This is a genomic window from Paenibacillus paludis (assembly GCF_042610515.1).
Taxonomy (GTDB): domain Bacteria; phylum Bacillota; class Bacilli; order Paenibacillales; family Paenibacillaceae; genus Paenibacillus_AQ.
This window is the reverse complement of the sequence record NZ_JBGJZP010000001.1, coordinates 114279-135136: the sequence shown is the minus strand read 5'-3', so window position 1 is coordinate 135136 and position 20858 is coordinate 114279. Positions and strand designations below refer to the sequence as shown.

Here is a 20858-nt window from a genome sequence, read left to right as displayed (position 1 = left end):
CTTTACCACCCCATTTCAGTGAGGAAGGCCTGGAGCTTGCCGTGCCGCTCCCTGTCGCCGCTTACGTATTTGCCTAAGTTGCATATGCCATGAATAACACCGTCACGCATATATAAAATCCGGTTTCCTCTTCTTGCAGATTTCAGATCATGGGTAACCATGATGATGCTTTGCCCCTTGCTGTTAAGATCGGTCAACACATCAAGTACCACTTTACCTGCCGCGGAGTTAAGAGCGCCTGTGGGTTCGTCGGCAAAAACAACCTTTGGCTGGTTTATTAATGCACGCACAATTGCAGCACGCTGAGCTTCCCCACCGGACAATTGGGTAGGGAATTTCCGCCAAATCATTTCAGTTAATCCTACCTGCGCAAACAGATCTTTTGCTCGTGCAGCGATGGCTTTTCTGTCATTACTGACAAGCAGGCCTGCGGCAATAACATTATCCAATATACTCATATTATCGAGCAGGAACATTTGCTGAAATACAAATCCGCAATTTAATCTGCGAAAAACCGCCAGCTTATCATTGGACAGCTTTGCGATTTCCTGATCAAAGTATGTAACGGAGCCTAGCGTCGGCTTATCCATACCTGATAGGGCATACATGAGCGTAGATTTTCCCGCACCGGAAGAACCCATGATTACGGTGAAATCCCCGGATAATATCTCCAGATCAAGATTTTTAAGAATGTGCTGCTGCACACCCCCAGTAGAAAACGATTTACTAAGCTTATCGGTTGTGATAATTACTTGACTCATTACGTGGCCCCCTATTAAAAAAGACTGTTAAAACTTACTGCCTGGAAAGCAGTTAAAGTTTTATTTACAGTCTTATCTTAGCTTTTTAATTCTTAGCGGGTCTTTAGACAGTTCTTAACCAATTCTAAAATTTTTTACGCGATATGTAATCTTAAGATCACCACAAAACCGCCATCTATATTCCTGCAAATGATATCACCGGACATTTTGTCCATCAGATATTGGGAAATATACAATCCCAGTCCTGTTCCGCTTTTGCCGACTGAATTTCGGGCACGATAGAATTTATTGAATAGAAGTGGGATTTCCTCCGGAGAGACCCCGCGTCCATAGTCTTTGAATTCGATCTCCAGATATTGTCCTTTGATGTTTACTAATACACCAATGGATGTACCCGCGTATTTATAAGAGTTGCTTATGATATTGTCAATTACCTGCAGAAGCCGAAGCATATCTATTAGCACAATGCATTCGGGGATAGGCGATATAGTAGCTCTATTATTATAGTCAACATTTTTGATTAGATCCCCCAGTAATACACTCGACTCTTCCGTTACTGTGACAGTTAGCTCCTGTAACTCTTCTAATGTTGCACTAAACATATTCGTGATCAATGTATTTATCTGGTCAGCTTTTGCATTAATCACTTCCAGCTGGCTTATGTCATCCTCAATAACAGAATTCAAAATCATAACTTCGGAGACAGCCTTAATGGAGGCGACAGGCGTTTTTATATCATGGCTAAGTGAGGCTACCAGCTCCTTTTTGCTCTGATTTGCCAATCTTTCGTTCTCGCGCGCTTTCGCGAGTTCCTCTCTCATTAAGTCAAAGCTTTCTGCAAATGCACCGAACCCGTTGCCCTTTTCCATTTCGAGCGGCATATCCAGCTTGCCCTCTGCCACATGACGGGCAAATGCCTGCAGCTTACGAAAAGGACGAAAAATAGATCTGTCGATATATACTGCATAGATTAAACAAAACAAAATGATAAAAATGATATTAACTCCAAAAAAAACAAGCAGCTTATCCCTGTGATGCTTCCATCGTTCACTTGTATTATTAAAAAAAATCACTTTCCCCAATACCGTGTCATTGCGCGTAATATCCACAATCGTATCCCGATTATAGATAGCAGAGTCTATATTCTCACTTAATCCACGTCTTGTGGCCCCAACCAGCTCCCCGTGGCTATCCAGTACTGTATATTCCAAGCTGTATTGACGACCCGGCAAGGCAGACTGATCCAGAGTGTCCCAATGTTCAACAATCGTTTGTGTAATATCATTTACAGCAACAACATCCGTTCCTGTTGCAGTTAAGCTTCGAAAAACAAAAAGAATTACACTAATGCCAAAGAATAGAATGGCTGCCGCCAAGAATGTTACCTTCTTGATGCTCATCTTTCACCCCTAATCGGTCTCAAATACATAACCGGTCCCCCAAATCGTCTTAATATAATGCGGCTCATTAGGGTTTTCTTCAATTTTTTCACGCAGTTTGCGGATGTGGACATTTAAGGTTCCGTCACTGGTGATTGCGTCATTCCAGACGTTAGAGAACAGCTCCTCTTTGGCGAGAGGGCGATTTTTGTTCTGGATTAAATAGGACAGCAGCTTATATTCCATAGCCTTCAATTTAATCTCGCAGCCATCATTCATCAGCTTTTCCGAGATCAGATCCATTGTAAAGCTGCCAAAGCTTAAAACATCAACATCGCCCCCATATCTTTTCAATACCGTTTTTACTTTAGCCAAAATAATACTGAGTGCATACGGCTTTTGGATATAGTCGTCTCCACCGATATTTAGTGCAAGCAGAACATCATCATCACTGGTTCGTGCACTTATAAACAATATAGGGATATTGGTGGCTTTTCTCAGTTTTTTGCATATTTCAAATCCGGAGGATTGCTGCCCTAAATTAATATCGAGCAGGATCAAATCGGCCTTGTTTTGCGTAAAAAAATCAAAACATGCCTGTTCATCTGCTACCCAATAGGTCTTCACGCCAAGCATATTAAAGTATTTACAGGTGCTTGTTGACAGCGCTTCTTCATCATCAACAATTAAACAGTCGTATTTCATGATCCATTTTCCTCCATAAATATAACTTGAATAACAGAAACTATTATACTGTTGAATGTAGCATCTTTCTATGAAAAAACCGGGCAATTTCAGGAATATCTCCTGAATTCGCTCGGCGATGGGATAAGTATATTCAACTTCCACTAAATGATGAAGCAGGAAATAATAATTGAGGGCATACCGGCAATTGTATAGGGAGAGAAATCAACAGTGGCTGCAAGTACATATCAGCGAATAATCTTCTCACTTAGGAGCTTATGAGCATCAATGATATGATAAGCTGCCTCTAATTGTTTAAGTAGCTGTTTTCTTCCATTCATACCGTTCTCATTCTCAAGCGGAGTTCCATCATAAGCCTGAACAGGTACATCAATAAGAGGTTGATCATTGTCTGGAGCTAACCAAGCAAGCAGCTCGGCTCCAAAAGAGTAGTTAGGGTTGTTTCCCCCTTGCCATTGCGGCATTAACAGGCGTATTGTTTTTTAAGTCATTTTATCGTCTCCCTTACTTCAAAGTAAGGTTAGTATAAACAGAGCACACATAAAAAAGTAGTACGCACTTTATTGATAGGTACTATCCAAAAGGATAGTGTGATGATCAGCATGGCTGTAAATGCACCCCCTAGAATTTTATTGGTTAACCAGGGGGTTATTCCAATGTCTATTCTCAAGGGTGCATTTCATACATTCGAATGAAGTTTCTTAAATACTATTTTTTCTCGTTAATAACGAATAGAACACCTGTAAAAATTAGGATAGAGCCGATCCAAAACGCTACACCTATGTTCTCTCCTAGAACAAGCCATCCAAGTAATGTTCCAACCAGGGGTTGAAAGAAGAAAAATATTCCTCCACTTGAGGCATTAAGCATTTGTAATCCGCGATTCCAAAGTAGAAATCCGCCTGCTGTTGAAACAATACCCAAATATAAGAGTCCTCCCCAAATCGTCGGGTGAGCCAGTTGAGAGATACTAATCTCGTGTAACCGCGGCAATACAAAAGGAGTCAACACGATTAGGGCTACTAAGATGGAATAGGTGGTTACCACAATTTGTGAGTAATCACTTGGCAAACGTTTTACAAGTACAGACATGAGGGCCCATGTTAATGCAGCAATAAGCAGGGCAATACCTCCAAGTGTACTGGATAAATTCACATCACCAATTCCAACAATGAAAAGCACCCCAATTGTCGCTAATAAAACAGAGATTCCCTTTTTTAATGTCAACTGTTCTTTAAGGATAAGGCGAGCAAAAATAACCATGAATGCTGGTGTTGAAGAAGTTATAATGGCTCCCATTTGTGCTGTGGATAACATGGTACCCGTTTCCTGTGCAACAATTGAAATCGTATTACCGATGAGCCCAATAGCTACGATTAAGATAAAATAACGTTTCTCAATTCGCCAGTTCTGTCGTGTGATGAAGCCGATAACTAGAAGTGCAACAATGGCTACTAAATATCTCATCCATACAAGTTCTAATGGAGGTATGACCGATACTACAATTTTAACAACAACGTACATACCGCCCCAGATCATGGAAGCTAAAGTTAAATATAAAGAACCTAATAAGGTGTTTTTCATCTTTTATACCCTCCGTTTTTTAATTAGGTCACAAATGCCCCTAACGGAGAGATGTAGTCACACTCACTCCACTAAGAGCAGAAGTGTGCTACTGGTACGTCGTTTTCAAATAATGGAGTCCAAAACATCAAATTCACCCCTAGTCCAATTTTATCCGTTTGTCCGAAACCAGATAGTACTGTTCATGAAAGTTCCGGATTTGATACAGCAACTTATTTTTTCATATCTTGTTCAAAATTTCAACTGATCTCTCAAGCTCAAGTAGACTTTTCATGCACCCGGACAGGTAGACGGATATGAAATGTGGTTCCTTTACTTACTTCGCTATCTACAGTCAGGAAGCCGCCCTGTGCAAGGATCAGGTTTTTTACAATAGCCATACCTAGTCCTGTACCCAGCTTATGGGAGCTGCCTTTTGCTCCGCGGTAATATTTTTGAAACAGATTGTTCAGCGTATCTTCGTCCATACCAGTGCCATTGTCGGAAATCATGATATTCGCACTTTCCTCTCCCTCCCGCCGCACAGTAACGTGAATGGCAGTTCCTTCCGGATTGTGAAGCACGGCATTCATCAGCACATTTTGCAGCGCCCGGTAGAGCACCTTCTCGTCAGCAACAAGCTCCAGCGACTCTATCTCTGCATCCAGGCTCATCAGGTAGGACACTGCTCTTGGATCGTTGCCGACATCGGCGATCAGCCGCTGCAGGAAGCCGATCAACTCCAGAGTGCCAAACTGCATGGGCAAGGAGGCATGATCCTCATTTATCTGAAAAGAGAGGTTGATGTCGCTGATCAATTCCTCCATATGCAGCCCTTTGGACTGGATTTCTTGCAGAAACGTTCGCTGTTCCTCCGCGTTCCAGCTGTACTCTTCATTCAGCAGTAGAGCTGAGTATCCCGTGACATATGTTAACGGTGTTTTGAGATCATGCGAGATGCCGGCCACCCAATCTTTTTTGTTATCTTCAAGCTTACGGCGTTCGAGTTCGGACTTCTTCAGGCTGGCGGACAGCGACTCAATGTTCACAATCAATTCGCTGTACAGCCGGTAGCGGGATTTCAGTTTCTGGTTCCGTTTGAAGATGCCCTTTGCTGCAGTCGGAGGTTCGAAATTCCCGCCCGATAAGGAAGCAATCCAAGACATCATGAATCTTAACGGACTCCCGAAGTACCAGCCGAACAGCACGCTGCATCCGGTAATATTAAGTACAAATACCGCCAGAATGTACAGATCATAATACTCCTGTCCTTCCAGCAGGCCCAGCAGAGGAAACAGCACATCCACAGTAATCATCATGGTAATGCCGAGTCCAAGCATCCAGGCAATTAATCCGATGGCAAAATGGACACTGAACCGAAATCCCGTTTTCATCTCAGGTTCCCTTGACCGGTGGCACAAATTTATAACCGATCCCTCTCAGGTTAATGATCAGCTCGGGGGCTTTCGGATTGTCGTCCAGCTTTTTCCGGATCTTTGAAATATGAATAGTGACTGTTTTCTCATCGCCATACCCGGGGCTGCCCCATACCAGTTCATAGATTTGAGATGTCGTATAGATCCGGTTTGGATTCCGGCAAAAGAAGCTGAGCAGCTCCAACTCCTTGGCCGTACATTCCACAGTCTGTCCATTCACGATCAATGCAGCGTCCGCAGGCCTCAGGATAAAACGCCCGTAATTGTATTCTTTGTTCCTTTCACTTTCCGAGTTCCCGTAAGAAGAGGCTTGGGTGAGGTTCTGCCTTCTGAACAAAGCTTTGATCCGGGCAACGACCTCAAGCGGATTAAAAGGCTTCGTAATGTAATCATCCCCGCCAATCCCTAGCCCGGTCAATTTATCGAAATCACTTGCGCAGGAGGTGATAAAAATAATTGGTGTGTCTGTATGCTTGCGGATCTCACGGCACAGGTCAAAGCCATTCACATCCCCCAGCATTACATCCAGCAGGATCAGGTTATAGGTATGATTTTTCACGAAAAATAATGCTTGTTCCCCGGTTGAGCAGCTTGTGATGTTATGGTAGCGCTCTTTCTTCAACGTAATCTCCAGCAAGGTCAAAATCCCCAGCTCATCATCGACCAGTAGAATTTTCTCTGCATTCATATTGTCATTCAGCAACAGTATTTCCTCCCTGAGTGCATAAGTTCTCTCTCAGTTTATCATTCCTTTTGGAATTTCTCTTGCCAGCTGTTTCCTTTTAACCGCAATTTTGCTTTGTTTTTACTTTTGTGGGCTAATCTTATGTTACGCCGCCAAGGAATGGTATGGTAATTGGATTGTGACGGAGGAATAGAGATGGAACTACAGATTGAACAGGTATCGAAAAGTTACGGCGCAAAGCAGGCCCTTAGCGGCATTACCTTGAAGCTCAAACAGGGTGTGACCGGACTGCTCGGCCCAAATGGTGCCGGTAAATCCACATTAATGCGGATGCTTGCGACTATTGAGAAACCGGGTCAAGGGAGCATCAAATGGAACGGTGTGGATATTGCCAAGCAGCCGCAGGTTTTGCGGAAGGAGCTGGGATATTTGCCGCAGGATTTCGGCGTGTATCCGAATCTGACCCCGCTTGAATTTCTGGAATACATAGCGGCAATGAAAGGTCTGTCCGCCCGGTCCGCCCGGTCCCGAATCAACGAGCTGCTGGAAATTTTAAATCTCTCAAACGACCGGAAACGGCTGCTCGGCGGATTCTCGGGCGGCATGAGACAGCGGGTGGGCATTGCCCAATCTCTGCTTAATGATCCGTCGCTGCTCATTGTCGACGAACCTACGGTCGGACTGGACCCCGGAGAAAGAATCGGATTCCGCAATTTATTGTCCAGCTTGTCAGGAGATAGAATCATTATTTTATCAACGCATATTGTGACCGACATTGAGTCCATCGCTCCCTCCATCGCCCTGATGGCGAAGGGACGGCTTGTCAAGCATGCGGCGCCGGAGAACTTGATTCAGAGTGTGGAGCAGAAGGTCTGGAACTGCATCCTGCCTGCCTCCTCCCTGCCGGACATGCAGGCCAAATACACGATAAGCAGCGCCATTCAGCGCAGCGACGGCATCCATACCCGGATCGTTTCCGATCTGCGCCCCAGCGCAAATGCCACCCTGCTGCCCGCTTCACTGGAGGATGCTTACCTGTATACTGTGTCCTCGTTAGGAGTTCAGCCATGATCCGTACTCTCTCAGCCTACTTTTATATTATCAAAAGCAATTTGAAAAGTCAGATGCGCAGTTATTCCTTCCTGCTCGTCATAGGAATCAGCGTGTTTGCCGGTTATGCCTGCGTACCGGATGCTGCTTCCGGGTATGAAATCTTTTATATCGGCGGGGTCAGAGGCATCTATAATTCGGCCTGGCTGGGCGGACTTGCGGCGATGCTGTCCACAATGCTGCTCTGGCTGTTCGGTTTTTTCATGCTTCGAAGCCAAATATCGGGAGATGCCCGCCTGAAGCTCGGGCCGTTAATCGCCTCCGCCCCTGTCCGGAAAATCAGATATATCGCTAGTAAGGCGGCGGCGAATTTTGTGGTACTGCTGGTGATTGGAGCTGTTTTGGTAGTGGCATTTATGGCCATGCAGCTGCTTCGGGGAGAAGATTCCCAGCTCCGGCTAATGGATTATATGGCTCCTTTTTTTTATGTAACCTTCCCCTCCCTGTTTCTGCTCTCTTCCTTAACCATCCTGTTTGATGTGTTTCCCGGTTTGAAGGGAGTTTTGGGAAATGTGTTGTTCTTCTGCCTGTGGATCGCTGTCGGTGCGGTGTCCATTGCCGCGCCAAGCGATTGGGGGGATTTGTTCGGCATCAACGGTATTCTGAAAACGATGGCCCACAGTGCAGCGGAGCATTATCCTACCCTCTCCAGTCTTGAGGAGAGCGGAAGCTTTGGGTATTATCCGACACAGGGCCCGATCTCCACGTTTGTGTGGGAAGGCGCAGCATGGGATCGTTCGCTTGTCCTAATCCGGCTAGTCTGGATAGCTGCGGGTATAGTGGGTATCGTCCTTTCAGCCCTGCTGTTTCGGCGTTTTGAAAACTCGGAAAGCTCATCCAAAGCTCATCCGCTGCTTGCATCGGGCAAGGGAAAAACAACACCTTTTCCGCTTGCGGGCATAGAACACAGTGTCTCGCTGAAGCTGTCTCCGGCAATAAAAGTGAAGAGTACAAGGTTGCCCGGGCGGGTCAAAGCCGAGCTGAAGCTTATGCTGAAAGGCATGTCCCTGTGGTGGAAGCTGCCCGCCATAGTGCTCATTTCAGGACCTATGTTGATTACGTCAAACTCCATAAACGACTGGCTGCCTTTTATTATGATATGGCCCCTAGCTTTATGGTCGCAGTTAGGCACGCGGGATAAACATAATTTCACCACTGAACTTATCTTGTCCAGCAGTTCGCCGCTGGCAAAGTGGTTGACAGAATGGCTCTCCGGCGTCTTCATCACCTTGCTGTTTTCGACGGGTGCAATCCTTCGCTTCATCGTGGAGGGTCAGATGTCTTCGTTGTTGGCTTTGGGAACGGCTATCCTCTTTATTCCAACTTTGGCGCTTGCACTGGGCACATTAGGCGGCTCAAAAAAGTTGTTTGAGGTCATTTATTTGCTCTGGTGGTATGTGGGACCGCTCAATCATGTTCCCTCACTTGACTTTTTGGGGATATTCGAAAGGAACCCTGCGCTTTATCTCATCTTGACCATTCTTTTATTCGCTGCAGGCATAACCACCCGGCTTTTGCAGACCGGTAATTTATCAATAAGAAGGAGATCCATATGACAAAATATAAAGGCAAGAAATGGTTTGTCCTCATCGCGGCAGCGTTCGTTATCCTCGTACTTGCAGGCTGCGGGGACAAAGCTGTGGAGAAAACAGCTTCTTTCGAGGGATCCAAGGTACAGCAGATTGAAGTGAAAACTGAAGGACAATCCATTAAGGTGAGCCGTTCCAAGGATTCAGAAGTAAAGCTCCGTATGAAAACAAGCGGTGAGCTGCCGGCGGGGCTGGAGGCGGGGGTGCTTACCGTTAACACTGAACCGGCATCCGGATTCATCCATTTAAAGAATGAGACCCTCTACCTGGAACTGCCGGAACAAAGCTATGAATCCATCCGTCTGGCCACAGCTTCCGGCAATATAACCTTTGAAGGCCAGGCACAGACAATCTCGCTGAACGCCGATTCAGGCAATATCACCGTCAACGGCTTCACGGGGGAGGTTGATGCATCTACCCAATCGGGCAAGATCAACTTAGGCGTCGAGGCATCCACAGAGATTCAGACGGACGGCGGCGGCCAAAGCCTAAAGGGCACGGTAGGCACGGCTAATACGGAAGCTTCCACGCTGAGTGTGCATTCAGCTTCAGGAAATATAAATTTAGAGGAGTGATAGCCTCCGATAATCGCCTGTTTATTCCGATAGCTGGTCTATCCATGGGCTAATCGGTCTGTTGTTCTTGGAAATCGTTTAGATAACGTCTAAAAGCCCCCGTCTTTAGGACGAGGGCTTTCTTATCGAACGTATGGGTTATTGGTCTAGCCATGTGCGCATCATTGATAACAACTGTGCGCTGTTGACCGGTTTGGTGATGTAATCCGAGCAGCCGGCTTCGAGGCACAGCTCCCGGTCTCCCTTCATGGCTTTCGCTGTGAGTGCAAGAACGGGCAGGTTCTTGAATTGCTCTTTCTGCCGGATAGCGCGGGTTGTTTCGTAACCGTCCATACCCGGCATCATGATATCCATCAGCACGATTTCGATGTCCGGACTCTGTTCCAGAAGGTTAATGGCATCCTGGCCGTTCTCCGCAGGAATGACTTTCATTTGATGGCGTTCCAAAATTGACGTTAGTGCAAAAATGTTCCGGATATCATCATCCACCACAAGCACTTTCTTATACTCGATCATTTCATCCGAATTATGCAGTTTGACCAGCTTTTCCCTTGAGCCGGAAGGGAGCTTCTCCGCCTTACTGTGCAGGAAGAGAGTCGTTTCATCGATCAATTGGAGATTCGACTTCACCTCTTTGAGAACCACCATTTTGACTAACTCATCCCACTCGTTCTCCTCCGCCGGTGTTAACTTCTTGCTCAGGCGGGCTACGACGGGAACTCTTTTGTTTTTGGCATTTTTGTACATATCTCGGGCGAATCGAATAAGATTCATATCCGGTAAGCTGTTGTCCAGCACGACGCAATCAAAATCTTTCGTGTTGATCTGGTTCAACGCTTTGCGCCCCGTGTCCACTGCCGTGATCTTGAGATCCTGATTGCTTAGCAGGTCGACAATTTGCTTGCGCTCCTGCTCATCATGGACGATCACCAACAGATTTTGAACCTTCTTGTCCGCAAATTGGTTCAGACGATCCAAAGCATTCTCCAACTCTTCGTTCGTCACAGGTTTCCGGAAATAATCGTGAGCACCCTTCTGCAGCAGAAGCACCTCGTCCTCGTCAACGGTCATGACGCAAATCGGAATATGCCGCACATGGATATCGTTCTTCAGCTGATCGAGTACCAGCCAACCGTTCGTATCCCCACCAAGATGCAGATCCAACGTTATGGCGATCGGATTGTACTTTTGAACGAGTTCCAGGACATCCCACCCGCTGGCCGTAATGACAGCTTTGATTCCTTTTTTATGGAGGAGGTCGAGAATAATTTCATTGAACTTCTGATCATCCTCCACAATCAGGAATACACGGTCACCCGGTTCAATGTTATCCCGGTCGTCAATCAAAGTGTCTTCCGCCGCTCTGACTAGGCTGCTTCTGCGTTTGGGCGGGGTGATATCAATCACCTCTGGTACATGTGTTCTCTTGATCTCCGGTTCCGTGAATTCCGCTTCAGTTGGCAGGTACAAATTAAATACGCTTCCCTTGGTCACTTCACTGTACAGAGTGATTTCTCCACCCAGCATCTCGGCAATTTCCCGGGATATTGCAAGTCCCAAGCCCGTTCCGCCATATTCCCGGTTCGTGCTGCCGTCCGCCTGCTGGAAGGCTTCGAAAATGATCTGCTGTTTCTCATGAGGGATGCCGATTCCCGTGTCGCTGACGGAGAAGCAAATGACCGTTTTAGCACGATTCAGTGATTCATTTTCTTGGTGCCAGCCCTCGCTTGCTTTCCGGATCTGAAGCATAATCTGCCCTTGCTCCGTGAACTTAAAGGCGTTCGAAAGCAAGTTTTTCAAAATTTGCTGAAGCCGCTTGAAGTCCGTCACTAAGCTTGCCGGAACACCGGGATCAATTTTGATTCTGTAGTCAAGCTTCTTAGCGTCCACCATGTGGCGGAAAGTACGGTCGAGCCCGCCTGTCAGTTCGGCCAAAGATACATCGCTGTAATCTGGTGTGATTGTGCCTGATTCGATTTTGGACAGATCGAGAATATCGTTAATAAGATTAAGTAATTCGAGTCCAGAGTCCTGAATGGTTTTCGCGAACTTCACCTGAATCTCGTGAAGATTGTCCTCCGGGTTCTCGGCAAGCTGTTCTGCCAAGAGCAGCAAGGAATTCAGCGGGGTACGAAGTTCGTGCGACATATTGGCTAAAAATTCGGATTTGTACTTGGACGTGAGGGCAAGCTGTTCCGCTTTCTCCTCCAGATATCGTTTGGCCACCTCTACCTCATGATTTTTGCTTTCCACTTCCGCCTTCTGCAGCACGAGCAACTTTGCTTTATCTTCGAGCTCGTCGTTCGTATTCCGCAGCTCCATCTGCTGTTTTTGGAGCTCTTCGGTGAGTGACTGCGATTGGATCAGCAGCTCCTCCGTACGTTGGTTCGCCTGCATCGTGTTAATCACGATTCCGATGGATTCCGTAAGCTGATCCAAGAAGGCGATGTCGATATCACTATATGGGCGGAAGGATGCAAGTTCCAGAATCGCCAGCACCTGATCTTCGAATATGATCGGCAGCAAAATGATGTTGAGAGGTGCGGCTTCTCCCAAAGCGGACGATATCACGACATAGTCACCTGGCACGTTAGTGAGCAGGATCCGCTGTTTCTCGATCAGGCACTGGCCGACCAACCCTTGCCCGGCCCGGAATTCGTTCGCCAAATGTTTGCGGCTTTGGTAAGCGTAGCTGGCAAACAGCTTCAGCACCGGTTCGCCGTTAAACGGTTCATTGATGTAGAAGACACCATGCTGCATGGACACGAGCGGAGCCAGCTCGGACAGGATCATACGGCTGACCGCATACAAGTCTCTTTGTCCTTGAAGCAGCCGTGAGAATTTGGCGAGATTGGTTTTGAGCCAGTCCTGCTCCGTATTGATCCGGGTTGTTTCCTTCAGGTTCCGTATCATTTCGTTAATGTTGTCTTTCAGCGTTGCGACTTCTCCGGATGCGGATACGTCGATGGCACGTGACAGATCACCGTTCGTCACCGCTGTGGCGACATTGGTGATCGCACGCACCTGAGTGGTCAGCGTACTCGCCATGTAGTTAACATTGTCGGTGAGATCGCGCCAAGTACCGGCTGCGCCAGGCACGTTCGCTTGTCCACCCAGTTTCCCTTCGGCACCTACCTCCCGCGCCACGGTGGTCACCTGGTCGGCGAAGGTGGCCAGCGTCTCGATCATATTGTTGATGGTATCCGTCAGTTCGGCAATTTCGCCTTTGGCTTCAACAGTCAGTTTCTGCTTCAGGTTGCCGTTTGCAACTGCGGTCACGACCTTGGCAATCCCGCGCACCTGATCCGTCAGATTGGTCGCCATGATGTTAACGTTATCGGTGAGGTCTTTCCAGATTCCGCCGACGCCGCGCACTTGAGCTTGTCCGCCCAGCTTGCCGTCCGTACCGACCTCCCGCGCCACCCGCGTAACCTCGGATGCGAACGAATTTAGTTGATCCACCATCGTGTTTATCGTGTTCTTCAGTTCCAATAGTTCACCTTTTACGTCGACGGTGATTTTCTTGGACAGATCCCCGTTCGCAACTGCCGTTGTAACGCCGGCAATGTTGCGCATCTGAATGGTCAAGTTACTGGCCATATAGTTAACCGTATCGGTCAAATCTTTCCACGTACCGGAAACATCCTTAACTTCCGCTTGCGCGCCAAGTTTTCCATCTGTGCCAACCTCGCGCGCTACGCGTGTAACCTCGGAGGCGAAGGTCGAGAGCTGGTCCACCATTGTGTTAATCGTATTTTTGAGTTCAAGGATTTCGCCTTTGACATCTACGGTGATTTTCTTGGACAGGTCACCCTTTGCTACCGCCGTCGTAACGTCCGCGATATTCCGCACCTGGTCCGTCAGATTCCGGGCCATGTTATTAACGCTTTCAGTCAAATCCTTCCAGGTCCCTCCAACCCCTTTAACCTGTGCTTGTCCGCCCAGTTTCCCGTCCGTACCTACCTCACGCGCTACCCGCGTAACCTCGGAGGAGAACATCGAGAGTTGGTCCACCATCGTATTGATGGTATTTTTGAGCTCGAGGATTTCGCCTTGGACATCCGCCGTGATTTTCTTAGACAGGTCTCCGTTTGCGACGGCCGTCGTCACGACGGCGATGTTGCGCACTTGGTTGGTCAAGTTCGAAGCCATATAGTTTACACTCTCGGTCAAATCTCGCCATGTACCCGCAACGCCTTTAACTTGGGCTTGTCCACCCAGCATGCCCTCGGTACCAACCTCGCGCGCCACCCGTGTAACCTCGGAAGCGAAGGTGGAAAGCTGCTCCACCATCGTGTTAATTGTGTTCTTAAGCTCAAGGATTTCGCCTTTCGCATTAACCGTGATCTGTTTGGATAGATCCCCTTTCGCAACCGCAGTCGTCACTTCAGCGATATTGCGCACCTGATCGGTCAGCGTACCAGCCATAAAGTTAACGCTGTCAGTTAAATCCTTCCAAGTGCCGGATACCCCTTTAACATCCGCTTGCCCGCCGAGGATTCCTTCTGTTGAAACCTCCCGCGCCACACGGGTAACCTCGGAGGCAAAGTTGCTGAGCTGGTCCACCATGATGTTGATTGTGCTTTTCAATTCGAGGATTTCACCTTTCGCATCAACGGTAATTGTCTTCGACAAATCGCCCTTGGCAACGGCGGTGGTCACTTCCGCAATGTTACGCACCTGGTTGGTTAAGTTAGACGCCATGTAGTTAACGCTTTCCGTTAAATCCCGCCATGTGCCGGATACGCCTTTAACATCCGCCTGCCCGCCGAGTATCCCTTCCGTACCGACCTCACGCGCCATCCGGGTAACCTCGGAAGCAAAGGTGGACAATTGGTCCACCATCGTGTTGATGGTGTTCTTAAGCTCCAGGATTTCGCCTTGCACATCAGCAGTAATCTTCTTCGACAGGTCGCCATTTGCGACCGCAGTCGTAACAACTGCGATGTTACGCACTTGGTTAGTCAGATTGGACGCCATGTAGTTAACGCTTTCGGTTAAATCTCTCCAAGTGCCGGATACGCCTTTGACATCCGCCTGCCCGCCGAGTTTGCCCTCTGTGCCAACCTCCCGCGCCACACGAGTAACCTCGGAGGAGAACATGGACAACTGGTCCACCATCGTGTTAATCGTATTCTTGAGTTCGAGAATCTCTCCGCGCGCATTAACCGTGATTTGCTTTGACAGATCACCATTTGCGACAGCAGTGGTTACCGCCGCGATATTACGCACTTGATCCGTGAGGTTTGTCGCCATATAATTCACGCTGTCCGTAAGATCTTTCCATGTGCCCGATACCCCTTTGACGTCTGCCTGGCCGCCCAAGATTCCTTCCGTACCGACCTCGCGCGCCACACGAGTAACCTCGGAGGCAAAGGTGCTGAGCTGATTCACCATCATATTAATGTTGCTTGCTGTTCTCTGGAATTCACCCGTAAGAGCTCGTCCTTCGATTTCAAGTTCCACCTTCTGGGACAGATCGCCTTTGGCTACGGCGTTAATAACCCGGACCATCTCACTCGTCGGTTGAATCAAGTCGATGACCAGACCATTCAACGAATCAGTAATCGTTTCCCATGATCCACCCAGATTCTTCTGCACAAACCTTCTCGAAAGATTCCCTTCTTTTCCGACAACCTTGGCTACTGTCTGGACTTCAGACACCAGAGCTTCCTGAATATCCATAATCTCGTTAAATGTATCCGCTACCTTTCCAGCCATACCCGTACGGTCATAGGGCATCCTGTAGGAGAAGTTGCCTTTCTTCATCGCCATTAAGGCGTTGAGCAGTTCGCCGACGCCAATTTGATCGTCGTTCGTTTCGTTGATTTGGTCTTGATTGCTCATAAACTCAACACTGCCCCTTTTCCATCACATATTTTTGAATGACCTGTTTTATCTCTTCTGATCGAACAGGCTTGGCGATAAAATCATCCATGCCCGAGGACAAACAGCACTGCATCGTTTGCTTAGAAACGTTAGCCGTCATGGCAATGATCACAGTTTGTTTGTCTTTAACTTTCGTTTTGATTTCTTGTACAGTCTCCCAGCCCTCTTTGAAGGGAATTCGGAGATCGAGGAAAAGCAGATCGTAAGGCGTTTGTTCCAAAGCTGCCAGTACCTCTGTGCCGTTCTCCGCCAAATCGGCAAAGAAGCCGAGTGCTTCCAGCATTTGTTTCATTAGCCTCCGGCTTACGTTGTCATCTTCTCCAACCAAGACACGAATCGGAGCCGGCGTATGGCTCTGGGTTGTAGCATCCGTATGCAGCGGCTTCCGATCTGACTCGTCTGGAGGTTGAATTGGGCTCATGAGCGTCTTGACTGCAATTGTAAAAATGAATGTTGCGCCGGGTTCATTCGATGGTTCTACCCGGATCGTGCCGCCCATTAGTTCAACCAAGGATTTGCTGATCGATAATCCGAGCCCCGTGCCTCCGAACTTACGTGTAGTTGAGGCATCCAACTGGGAGAACGGCTGAAACAGTTCGTTTATCTTATCCGGAGGGATTCCGATCCCGGAATCTTTAATCATAAACTCAAGCGTTAGCGAATTCTCCGTCTCCGCGAGCTTGTTTACCATTATGTATACACTGCCTTCATGCGTAAACTTTACGGCATTACCCACCAGATTATTCAACACCTGACGGAGGCGATTCATGTCCCCTTTTATACATGGCGGCAGCGAAGGATCAACCAGCACCACCACTTCCAGATTCCGTTCCCTGATTTTGGCTGTAAACAAATCAATCGTTTCAATCAGGCAGTGCTGAAGGGAGAAGGGTTCCTCCTCCAATTCCATTTTTCCGGATTCAATTTTTGAAAAGTCGAGGACATGGTTGATGACAGAAAGCAGTGCATTGCTGCTAGTATGGATAATCCCTGCCATCTCTGAATATTCTTCCGGCAAATCGGAGGCAAGAAGCAGATCAGACATGCCTATGATCCCATTCAGCGGAGTCCGGATTTCATGGCTCATCATGGCCAGAAACTCTGATTTCACACGGGAAGCGATCTCCGCCGTTTCCTTGGCTTGGATCAGCTCCTGATTGGTTTTCTCTAACTGCCTCGTTTGCTTCTTCAACATTTCACTTTGGATCTGAAGGGTTTTGTTAGCTTCATACATACTGACGTACCCCTCGATTTTGGATTTAAAAATTTGTGGAACGAAGGGTTTCGTCATATAATCCATAGCACCAACGGAATAGCCTGCGAAGATATGCTCCATTTTATTGCTGGTGGCTGTCATAAAGATGATGGGGACGAATTTGGTTTTCTCCCGGGTCCGGATGATGCTGGCTGTCTCTAACCCGTCCATTTCCGGCATTTGCACATCCATGACAATGACGGCAAACTCCTCTTCCAATAAACAGCGCAAAGCCTCAATACCGGAATATGCCCGAACCAGACGATAAGGTTCTCCGCTGAGAACGGCCTCAATGGCAACCAAGTTTTCCGGGTGATCGTCTACGAGCAGGATGTTGACTGCAGAATCCATGACGCCCCTCACTTCCCAACTTGTGACTTGCTTGCGGTTATATTTCGAAAATATAGCTTATATACCCTTATCTTTAGAGAATGAAACTCTAACTCGGGTATCATCGTTAGTTCTTACTGTACGTAAAAAAACCGGTTAGAATAAACCGGTAATCTAAAGATATATTCAGTTGATAAAGCTAAAAAACGTTGTCCGAAATAAACTATGTTTATGGAGTGCTGTATCCAGCAAATGCTTTTGCAAATTCTAACGGGCGTGTTATTACCTTACTATACATACTACTCTGTTGGCCAACTAGTGCAGCAATGTTATGCATATGCCTAAAATTGATCTCAAGTAACCACACCTTATAATTAGTATCAATTGCCACATCTAAACCTAAATCTGCATAGGGTCCATGTAACTCATCCAGGTTTTCGCAAACCAAAGTACATAAAGACAGAATTTCCTGAGTCTTGAGTTTAGTCTGTAGATCATTTAAATGTAATGCATTTTTTAAACCATCCACTCCCAATTTCAGCGCACTTACATCATTGGTGTAATGCTTTCCTTTCATACCATATCTAGCAATAATGCCAGTACAGTTCCAGGTTTGTGTATTGTTTTTCTGCATTATCACTCGAAAGTCGACGTGTTTATTATGGACTTTCAAACTTACTGACTGCTGAAATAAGTAAGCCCGCCGCCTCTTGTAGTAACACAATATCTTTATTAATTTTTTTTGACTCAACTTTTTTTTTGTATTTTTATGCTTCCAAAGGTAACCCTTGTTGGTTAATTCGATCTTTACTATACCTCTGCCGAAGGAGCCGCTCACCGGTTTAAGATAAACTGAACCATAGTCTTTTAACATGCAAATAACCTCTTTTGCATTTCTCAATAATGCTGTTTTAGGTAGATGGGGATTTATCTTAGGATTATCCTGAAGAGCCTTCCACACTGCCCATTTATCTAAAAAGCTTGGATTAAAGATCTTTTGGCCAACAGTAACCAGCAAGTGGTCGTATTTATCGTTTCTGTTTACTCCAATCCTGCGATAGACAACATTAGGGTATGGAAATACCCCTTTCTTCCAAATTCCTGCGCTTCCTAATTCATCTGGTTGGTAGTAGTAACCTTCTATTCCTGTTTTCGCAGGATTAATCCCCTCTAAGGGACAAAGGTAAATTAATCCATGTAAATTCTTATAATCCCACAGGTATTCAAGGTACTTTGTTCTAATGCCTGGGGAAACATGTACTCTCGAAGTTAAAATAGCAATTACCGGGCCGAGATGCAGACCATTCTCATCTATTCTTAAATCATAAGGAAGTGTATCAGGAATCATAAAATTGAGTTTAATTGATATAGGTAAAACGATTGTATCCTTTGTTAATAGGGTACTTAGTGTCAATTCTTTTTCTGTTTCAAACGAACCAAAGTGAAATTTTATTATTGGAGGAATCTGCGCGCCAAATTGTAAACTATATTTATTAGGTAAAACAATATGTTCTGAATCATTAGACCATTTTATCCACATCAGGATGCCCCCATTTAAGGTGATAACCCACAATATGATTAATTACGGTAAATAAACATCACATTTAAAAAATCAGTTATTAGCCCAATTATAAATATGCCCAGACAAATAAACTCCTGGGTATATATACTAACGGCATATCGATCAGAGGGGATGATATTATGGGTGTGAAAAACCGAATAGCAGGTCCTCAAGGTCCACAAGGACCTCAGGGCCCTCAGGGACCCCAAGGACCCCAAGGACCTCAAGGATTACCAGGCCCCCAAGGAGTACCCGGGCCTCAGGGTCCCGAGGGACTTCAAGGATTATCAGGAGCCCATGGACCAGCGGGACCTCAAGGACCAACGGGACCTCAGGGACCAGCGGGACCTCAAGGACTAACGGGACCTCAAGGACCAGCAGGACCTCAAGGACCAACAGGACCAACAGGACCTCAAGGCTTATCAGGCTCAGCTGGACCTAAAGGATTACTAGGCTCAACGGGGCCTCAGGGAGTACCAGGCCCAGTAGGACCTCAAGGATTACCTGGCCCGGCAGGACCAACAGGACCCCAAGGATTACCTGGTCCAGCAGGCCCAACAGGATCTACTGGCCCTCAAGGAACCTTATCCAGCGCTTTTGCAGATTTGGTGTTAGTATCTACAGCCCCAACAGTTATACCTCCAAATGTTTCTATACCATTATCTTCACTAATATCAGATCCGAAAAGAGGATTTACTTTCGATGCTGGTGCAAGAGCGGCAATAGCAGAACAATCAGGATTATATTATGTTAACTACATTTTGTACATTCAAGGGGATGCTGTACTACCAGGTGCTGCTTTTGTAGTTACAGTGAATAATTTTGAACAATCCATAACCATTTCTGGAAATAACACAAGCACGGCAAATGATGTACATCTGGTTGGGCAAGGGATCATTCCAATTAATGCCGGTGATGCAATACGTCTTACAAATACAGGTACTACAAATGCTGTATTACTACCATTTGCCGGAAATCAGCAGGTAAATATGAGCAGCTTTGTTATATTCAAAATAGCTGAATTGTAAATTATGCAAAGACTCAAATCACTTTTCGTTAAATTCTGTTGAAATAATAAAAGCGTTCTGCAATTGCTGGCAGTGCGCTTTTTAAACTGCAGTTCTGATACATAGGAAATTGAAAGGGTTCGTTTCCGTATGCACTTGAGGGATTTAAATCTGCATTTCATCCAAAAATGATTTATTCAAGCCCGAAAGCTTGTATGATAGTTAGATCAAGCTCTAGAACAGCGGCATTAAAAATGAGAGGTGATCCACTATGTATCGAGTGGCTATTTGCGATGATGAGGACAAACAAAGAGAGATTGTCAAAGGCTTGCTGATTTCGTTGTCGATCAAGGTGAATATTGATTTTGAAATTGAGGAATTCAGCTCGGGGGAGCAGCTTGTCTCTCATTATGAGCGTAATGAACCCCCTTTTCACATATTAATATTGGATGTTGAAATGGGGGGTATAAACGGGATTCAGACTGCCCGCCAAATACGGAGTTTAAAACACCTGGATGAACAAATTGTATTTCTGACAAGCTACCCGGAATATATGGTGGAAAGCTTTGACGTAATGACCTTCCAGTATTTAATCAAACCTATTACTCCCCAGGTGTTGGAGGAGAAAATGATCAAGCTATGCCAATACTTCCAAGCCCTTGATAAAAAATTTATAATCATCAAGTCGGCCTTTGAAGAAGTTGTGCTGAAGCATGATGATATCATTGCGATCGAAGCGGCTAAAAGCCTAACCATAAAAAGTAAGCTGAATTTTATTACCCTCAATCAAACCTATGAAAGCAAAGGCATCCTTGCCGATTATGCTCTGGCACTCAAGGACAACAACTTCCTGCAAATCCACCGTTCTGTCATTATTAATCTGCTTCATGTGCGGAAGTTCTCCAGCGGAGTTGTGCTTATGTCGGGTGGGACTCAGCTGCCGATCGGCCGCTCTAAACTGAAAGAGGTTAAGGATTGTTACACCAAATTTATGATAATGAAGGTCCATTGAG

Annotated in this window: 14 protein-coding genes and 1 pseudogene; 5 read left to right on the top strand and 10 right to left on the bottom strand. The window is 46.4% G+C overall.

Annotation, left to right across the window (positions count from 1 at the left end; translation table 11 throughout):
• Window positions 1–2: 2 nt before the first annotated feature.
• The 7 genes and pseudogenes from ACAN56_RS00545 to ACAN56_RS00515 all read right to left on the bottom strand — a co-directional run bounded on the left by ACAN56_RS00545 (window position 3) and on the right by ACAN56_RS00515 (window position 6532).
• Window positions 3–761, bottom strand: a complete 759-nt coding sequence (locus ACAN56_RS00545; protein ID WP_038592197.1) for an ABC transporter ATP-binding protein — start codon at window positions 759–761, stop codon at window positions 3–5.
• Between the two features lie 134 nt (window positions 762–895).
• On the bottom strand, window positions 896–2161 hold the full coding sequence (locus ACAN56_RS00540; protein WP_379139695.1) for a HAMP domain-containing sensor histidine kinase: 1266 nt from the start codon (window positions 2159–2161) through the stop codon (window positions 896–898).
• Window positions 2162–2170: 9 nt separating this feature from the next.
• Window positions 2171–2845, bottom strand: a complete 675-nt coding sequence (locus ACAN56_RS00535; RefSeq protein WP_379139693.1) for a response regulator transcription factor — start codon at window positions 2843–2845, stop codon at window positions 2171–2173.
• 254 nt (window positions 2846–3099) lie between these two features.
• Window positions 3100–3309: pseudogene (locus ACAN56_RS00530) on the bottom strand (arginase family protein); the annotation flags it as partial.
• A gap of 244 nt (window positions 3310–3553) precedes the next feature.
• Window positions 3554–4429 (bottom strand): DMT family transporter, encoded by an 876-nt coding sequence (locus ACAN56_RS00525; protein ID WP_038592181.1) that lies wholly within the window; start codon window positions 4427–4429, stop codon window positions 3554–3556.
• A gap of 257 nt (window positions 4430–4686) precedes the next feature.
• Window positions 4687–5802, bottom strand: coding sequence for a sensor histidine kinase (locus tag ACAN56_RS00520; protein WP_379139690.1), 1116 nt, complete (start codon window positions 5800–5802; stop codon window positions 4687–4689).
• Between the two features lies 1 nt (window position 5803).
• Window positions 5804–6532: a response regulator transcription factor gene (locus tag ACAN56_RS00515; RefSeq protein ID WP_379140397.1), complete on the bottom strand. Its 729-nt coding sequence runs from the start codon at window positions 6530–6532 to the stop codon at window positions 5804–5806.
• 192 nt (window positions 6533–6724) lie between these two features.
• Here ACAN56_RS00515 and ACAN56_RS00510 point away from each other — a divergent pair, with 192 nt between their 5' ends.
• From ACAN56_RS00510 to ACAN56_RS00500, 3 genes are read left to right on the top strand one after another with little or no spacing between them, the layout of a single operon-like run.
• Complete coding sequence (locus tag ACAN56_RS00510) at window positions 6725–7600, top strand: ABC transporter ATP-binding protein (RefSeq protein ID WP_038592175.1); 876 nt, start codon at window positions 6725–6727, stop codon at window positions 7598–7600.
• Window positions 7597–9195: a hypothetical protein gene (locus ACAN56_RS00505; protein WP_379139688.1), complete on the top strand. Its 1599-nt coding sequence runs from the start codon at window positions 7597–7599 to the stop codon at window positions 9193–9195. The genes ACAN56_RS00510 and ACAN56_RS00505 overlap by 4 nt, the downstream gene beginning before the upstream one ends.
• Window positions 9192–9803: a DUF4097 family beta strand repeat-containing protein gene (locus ACAN56_RS00500; protein WP_038592173.1), complete on the top strand. Its 612-nt coding sequence runs from the start codon at window positions 9192–9194 to the stop codon at window positions 9801–9803. The genes ACAN56_RS00505 and ACAN56_RS00500 overlap by 4 nt, the downstream gene beginning before the upstream one ends.
• A gap of 138 nt (window positions 9804–9941) precedes the next feature.
• Here ACAN56_RS00500 and ACAN56_RS00495 read toward each other — a convergent pair whose 3' ends face one another.
• From ACAN56_RS00495 to ACAN56_RS00485, 3 genes are all read right to left on the bottom strand, one after another.
• Window positions 9942–15650, bottom strand: a complete 5709-nt coding sequence (locus ACAN56_RS00495) for a HAMP domain-containing protein (protein WP_038592170.1) — start codon at window positions 15648–15650, stop codon at window positions 9942–9944.
• A 4-nt stretch (window positions 15651–15654) separates the two neighbouring features.
• A complete protein-coding gene (locus tag ACAN56_RS00490; RefSeq protein ID WP_038592167.1) occupies window positions 15655–17298 on the bottom strand; it encodes a response regulator in 1644 nt (547 codons plus the stop codon).
• A gap of 208 nt (window positions 17299–17506) precedes the next feature.
• Entirely contained in the window at window positions 17507–18817 is a 1311-nt protein-coding gene (locus ACAN56_RS00485) for a YheC/YheD family endospore coat-associated protein (RefSeq protein ID WP_038592164.1), read from the bottom strand.
• A 629-nt stretch (window positions 18818–19446) separates the two neighbouring features.
• Here ACAN56_RS00485 and ACAN56_RS00480 point away from each other — a divergent pair.
• Both ACAN56_RS00480 and ACAN56_RS00475 read left to right on the top strand, forming a co-directional pair.
• The gene (locus ACAN56_RS00480; RefSeq protein ID WP_379139684.1) at window positions 19447–19866 is read left to right on the top strand and encodes a hypothetical protein; all 420 of its coding nucleotides are present in this window, start codon (window positions 19447–19449) and stop codon (window positions 19864–19866) included.
• A gap of 250 nt (window positions 19867–20116) precedes the next feature.
• Window positions 20117–20857: a LytR/AlgR family response regulator transcription factor gene (locus tag ACAN56_RS00475; RefSeq protein WP_379139682.1), complete on the top strand. Its 741-nt coding sequence runs from the start codon at window positions 20117–20119 to the stop codon at window positions 20855–20857.
• Window position 20858 lies beyond the last annotated feature (1 nt).

Excerpts from the sequence above, each read along its gene's own strand:
- ACAN56_RS00545 (WP_038592197.1), bottom strand. The coding sequence starts at position 761 with ATGAGTCAAGTAATTATCACAACCGATAAGCTTAGTAAATCGTTTTCT.
- ACAN56_RS00540 (WP_379139695.1), bottom strand. The coding sequence starts at position 2,161 with ATGAGCATCAAGAAGGTAACATTCTTGGCGGCAGCCATTCTATTCTTT.
- ACAN56_RS00535 (WP_379139693.1), bottom strand. The coding sequence starts at position 2,845 with ATGAAATACGACTGTTTAATTGTTGATGATGAAGAAGCGCTGTCAACA.
- ACAN56_RS00525 (WP_038592181.1), bottom strand. The coding sequence starts at position 4,429 with ATGAAAAACACCTTATTAGGTTCTTTATATTTAACTTTAGCTTCCATG.
- ACAN56_RS00520 (WP_379139690.1), bottom strand. The coding sequence starts at position 5,802 with ATGAAAACGGGATTTCGGTTCAGTGTCCATTTTGCCATCGGATTAATT.
- ACAN56_RS00515 (WP_379140397.1), bottom strand. The coding sequence starts at position 6,532 with ATGAATGCAGAGAAAATTCTACTGGTCGATGATGAGCTGGGGATTTTG.
- ACAN56_RS00510 (WP_038592175.1), top strand. The coding sequence starts at position 6,725 with ATGGAACTACAGATTGAACAGGTATCGAAAAGTTACGGCGCAAAGCAG.
- ACAN56_RS00505 (WP_379139688.1), top strand. The coding sequence starts at position 7,597 with ATGATCCGTACTCTCTCAGCCTACTTTTATATTATCAAAAGCAATTTG.
- ACAN56_RS00500 (WP_038592173.1), top strand. The coding sequence starts at position 9,192 with ATGACAAAATATAAAGGCAAGAAATGGTTTGTCCTCATCGCGGCAGCG.
- ACAN56_RS00495 (WP_038592170.1), bottom strand. The coding sequence starts at position 15,650 with ATGAGCAATCAAGACCAAATCAACGAAACGAACGACGATCAAATTGGC.
- ACAN56_RS00490 (WP_038592167.1), bottom strand. The coding sequence starts at position 17,298 with ATGGATTCTGCAGTCAACATCCTGCTCGTAGACGATCACCCGGAAAAC.
- ACAN56_RS00485 (WP_038592164.1), bottom strand. The coding sequence starts at position 18,817 with ATGTGGATAAAATGGTCTAATGATTCAGAACATATTGTTTTACCTAAT.
- ACAN56_RS00475 (WP_379139682.1), top strand. The coding sequence starts at position 20,117 with ATGTATCGAGTGGCTATTTGCGATGATGAGGACAAACAAAGAGAGATT.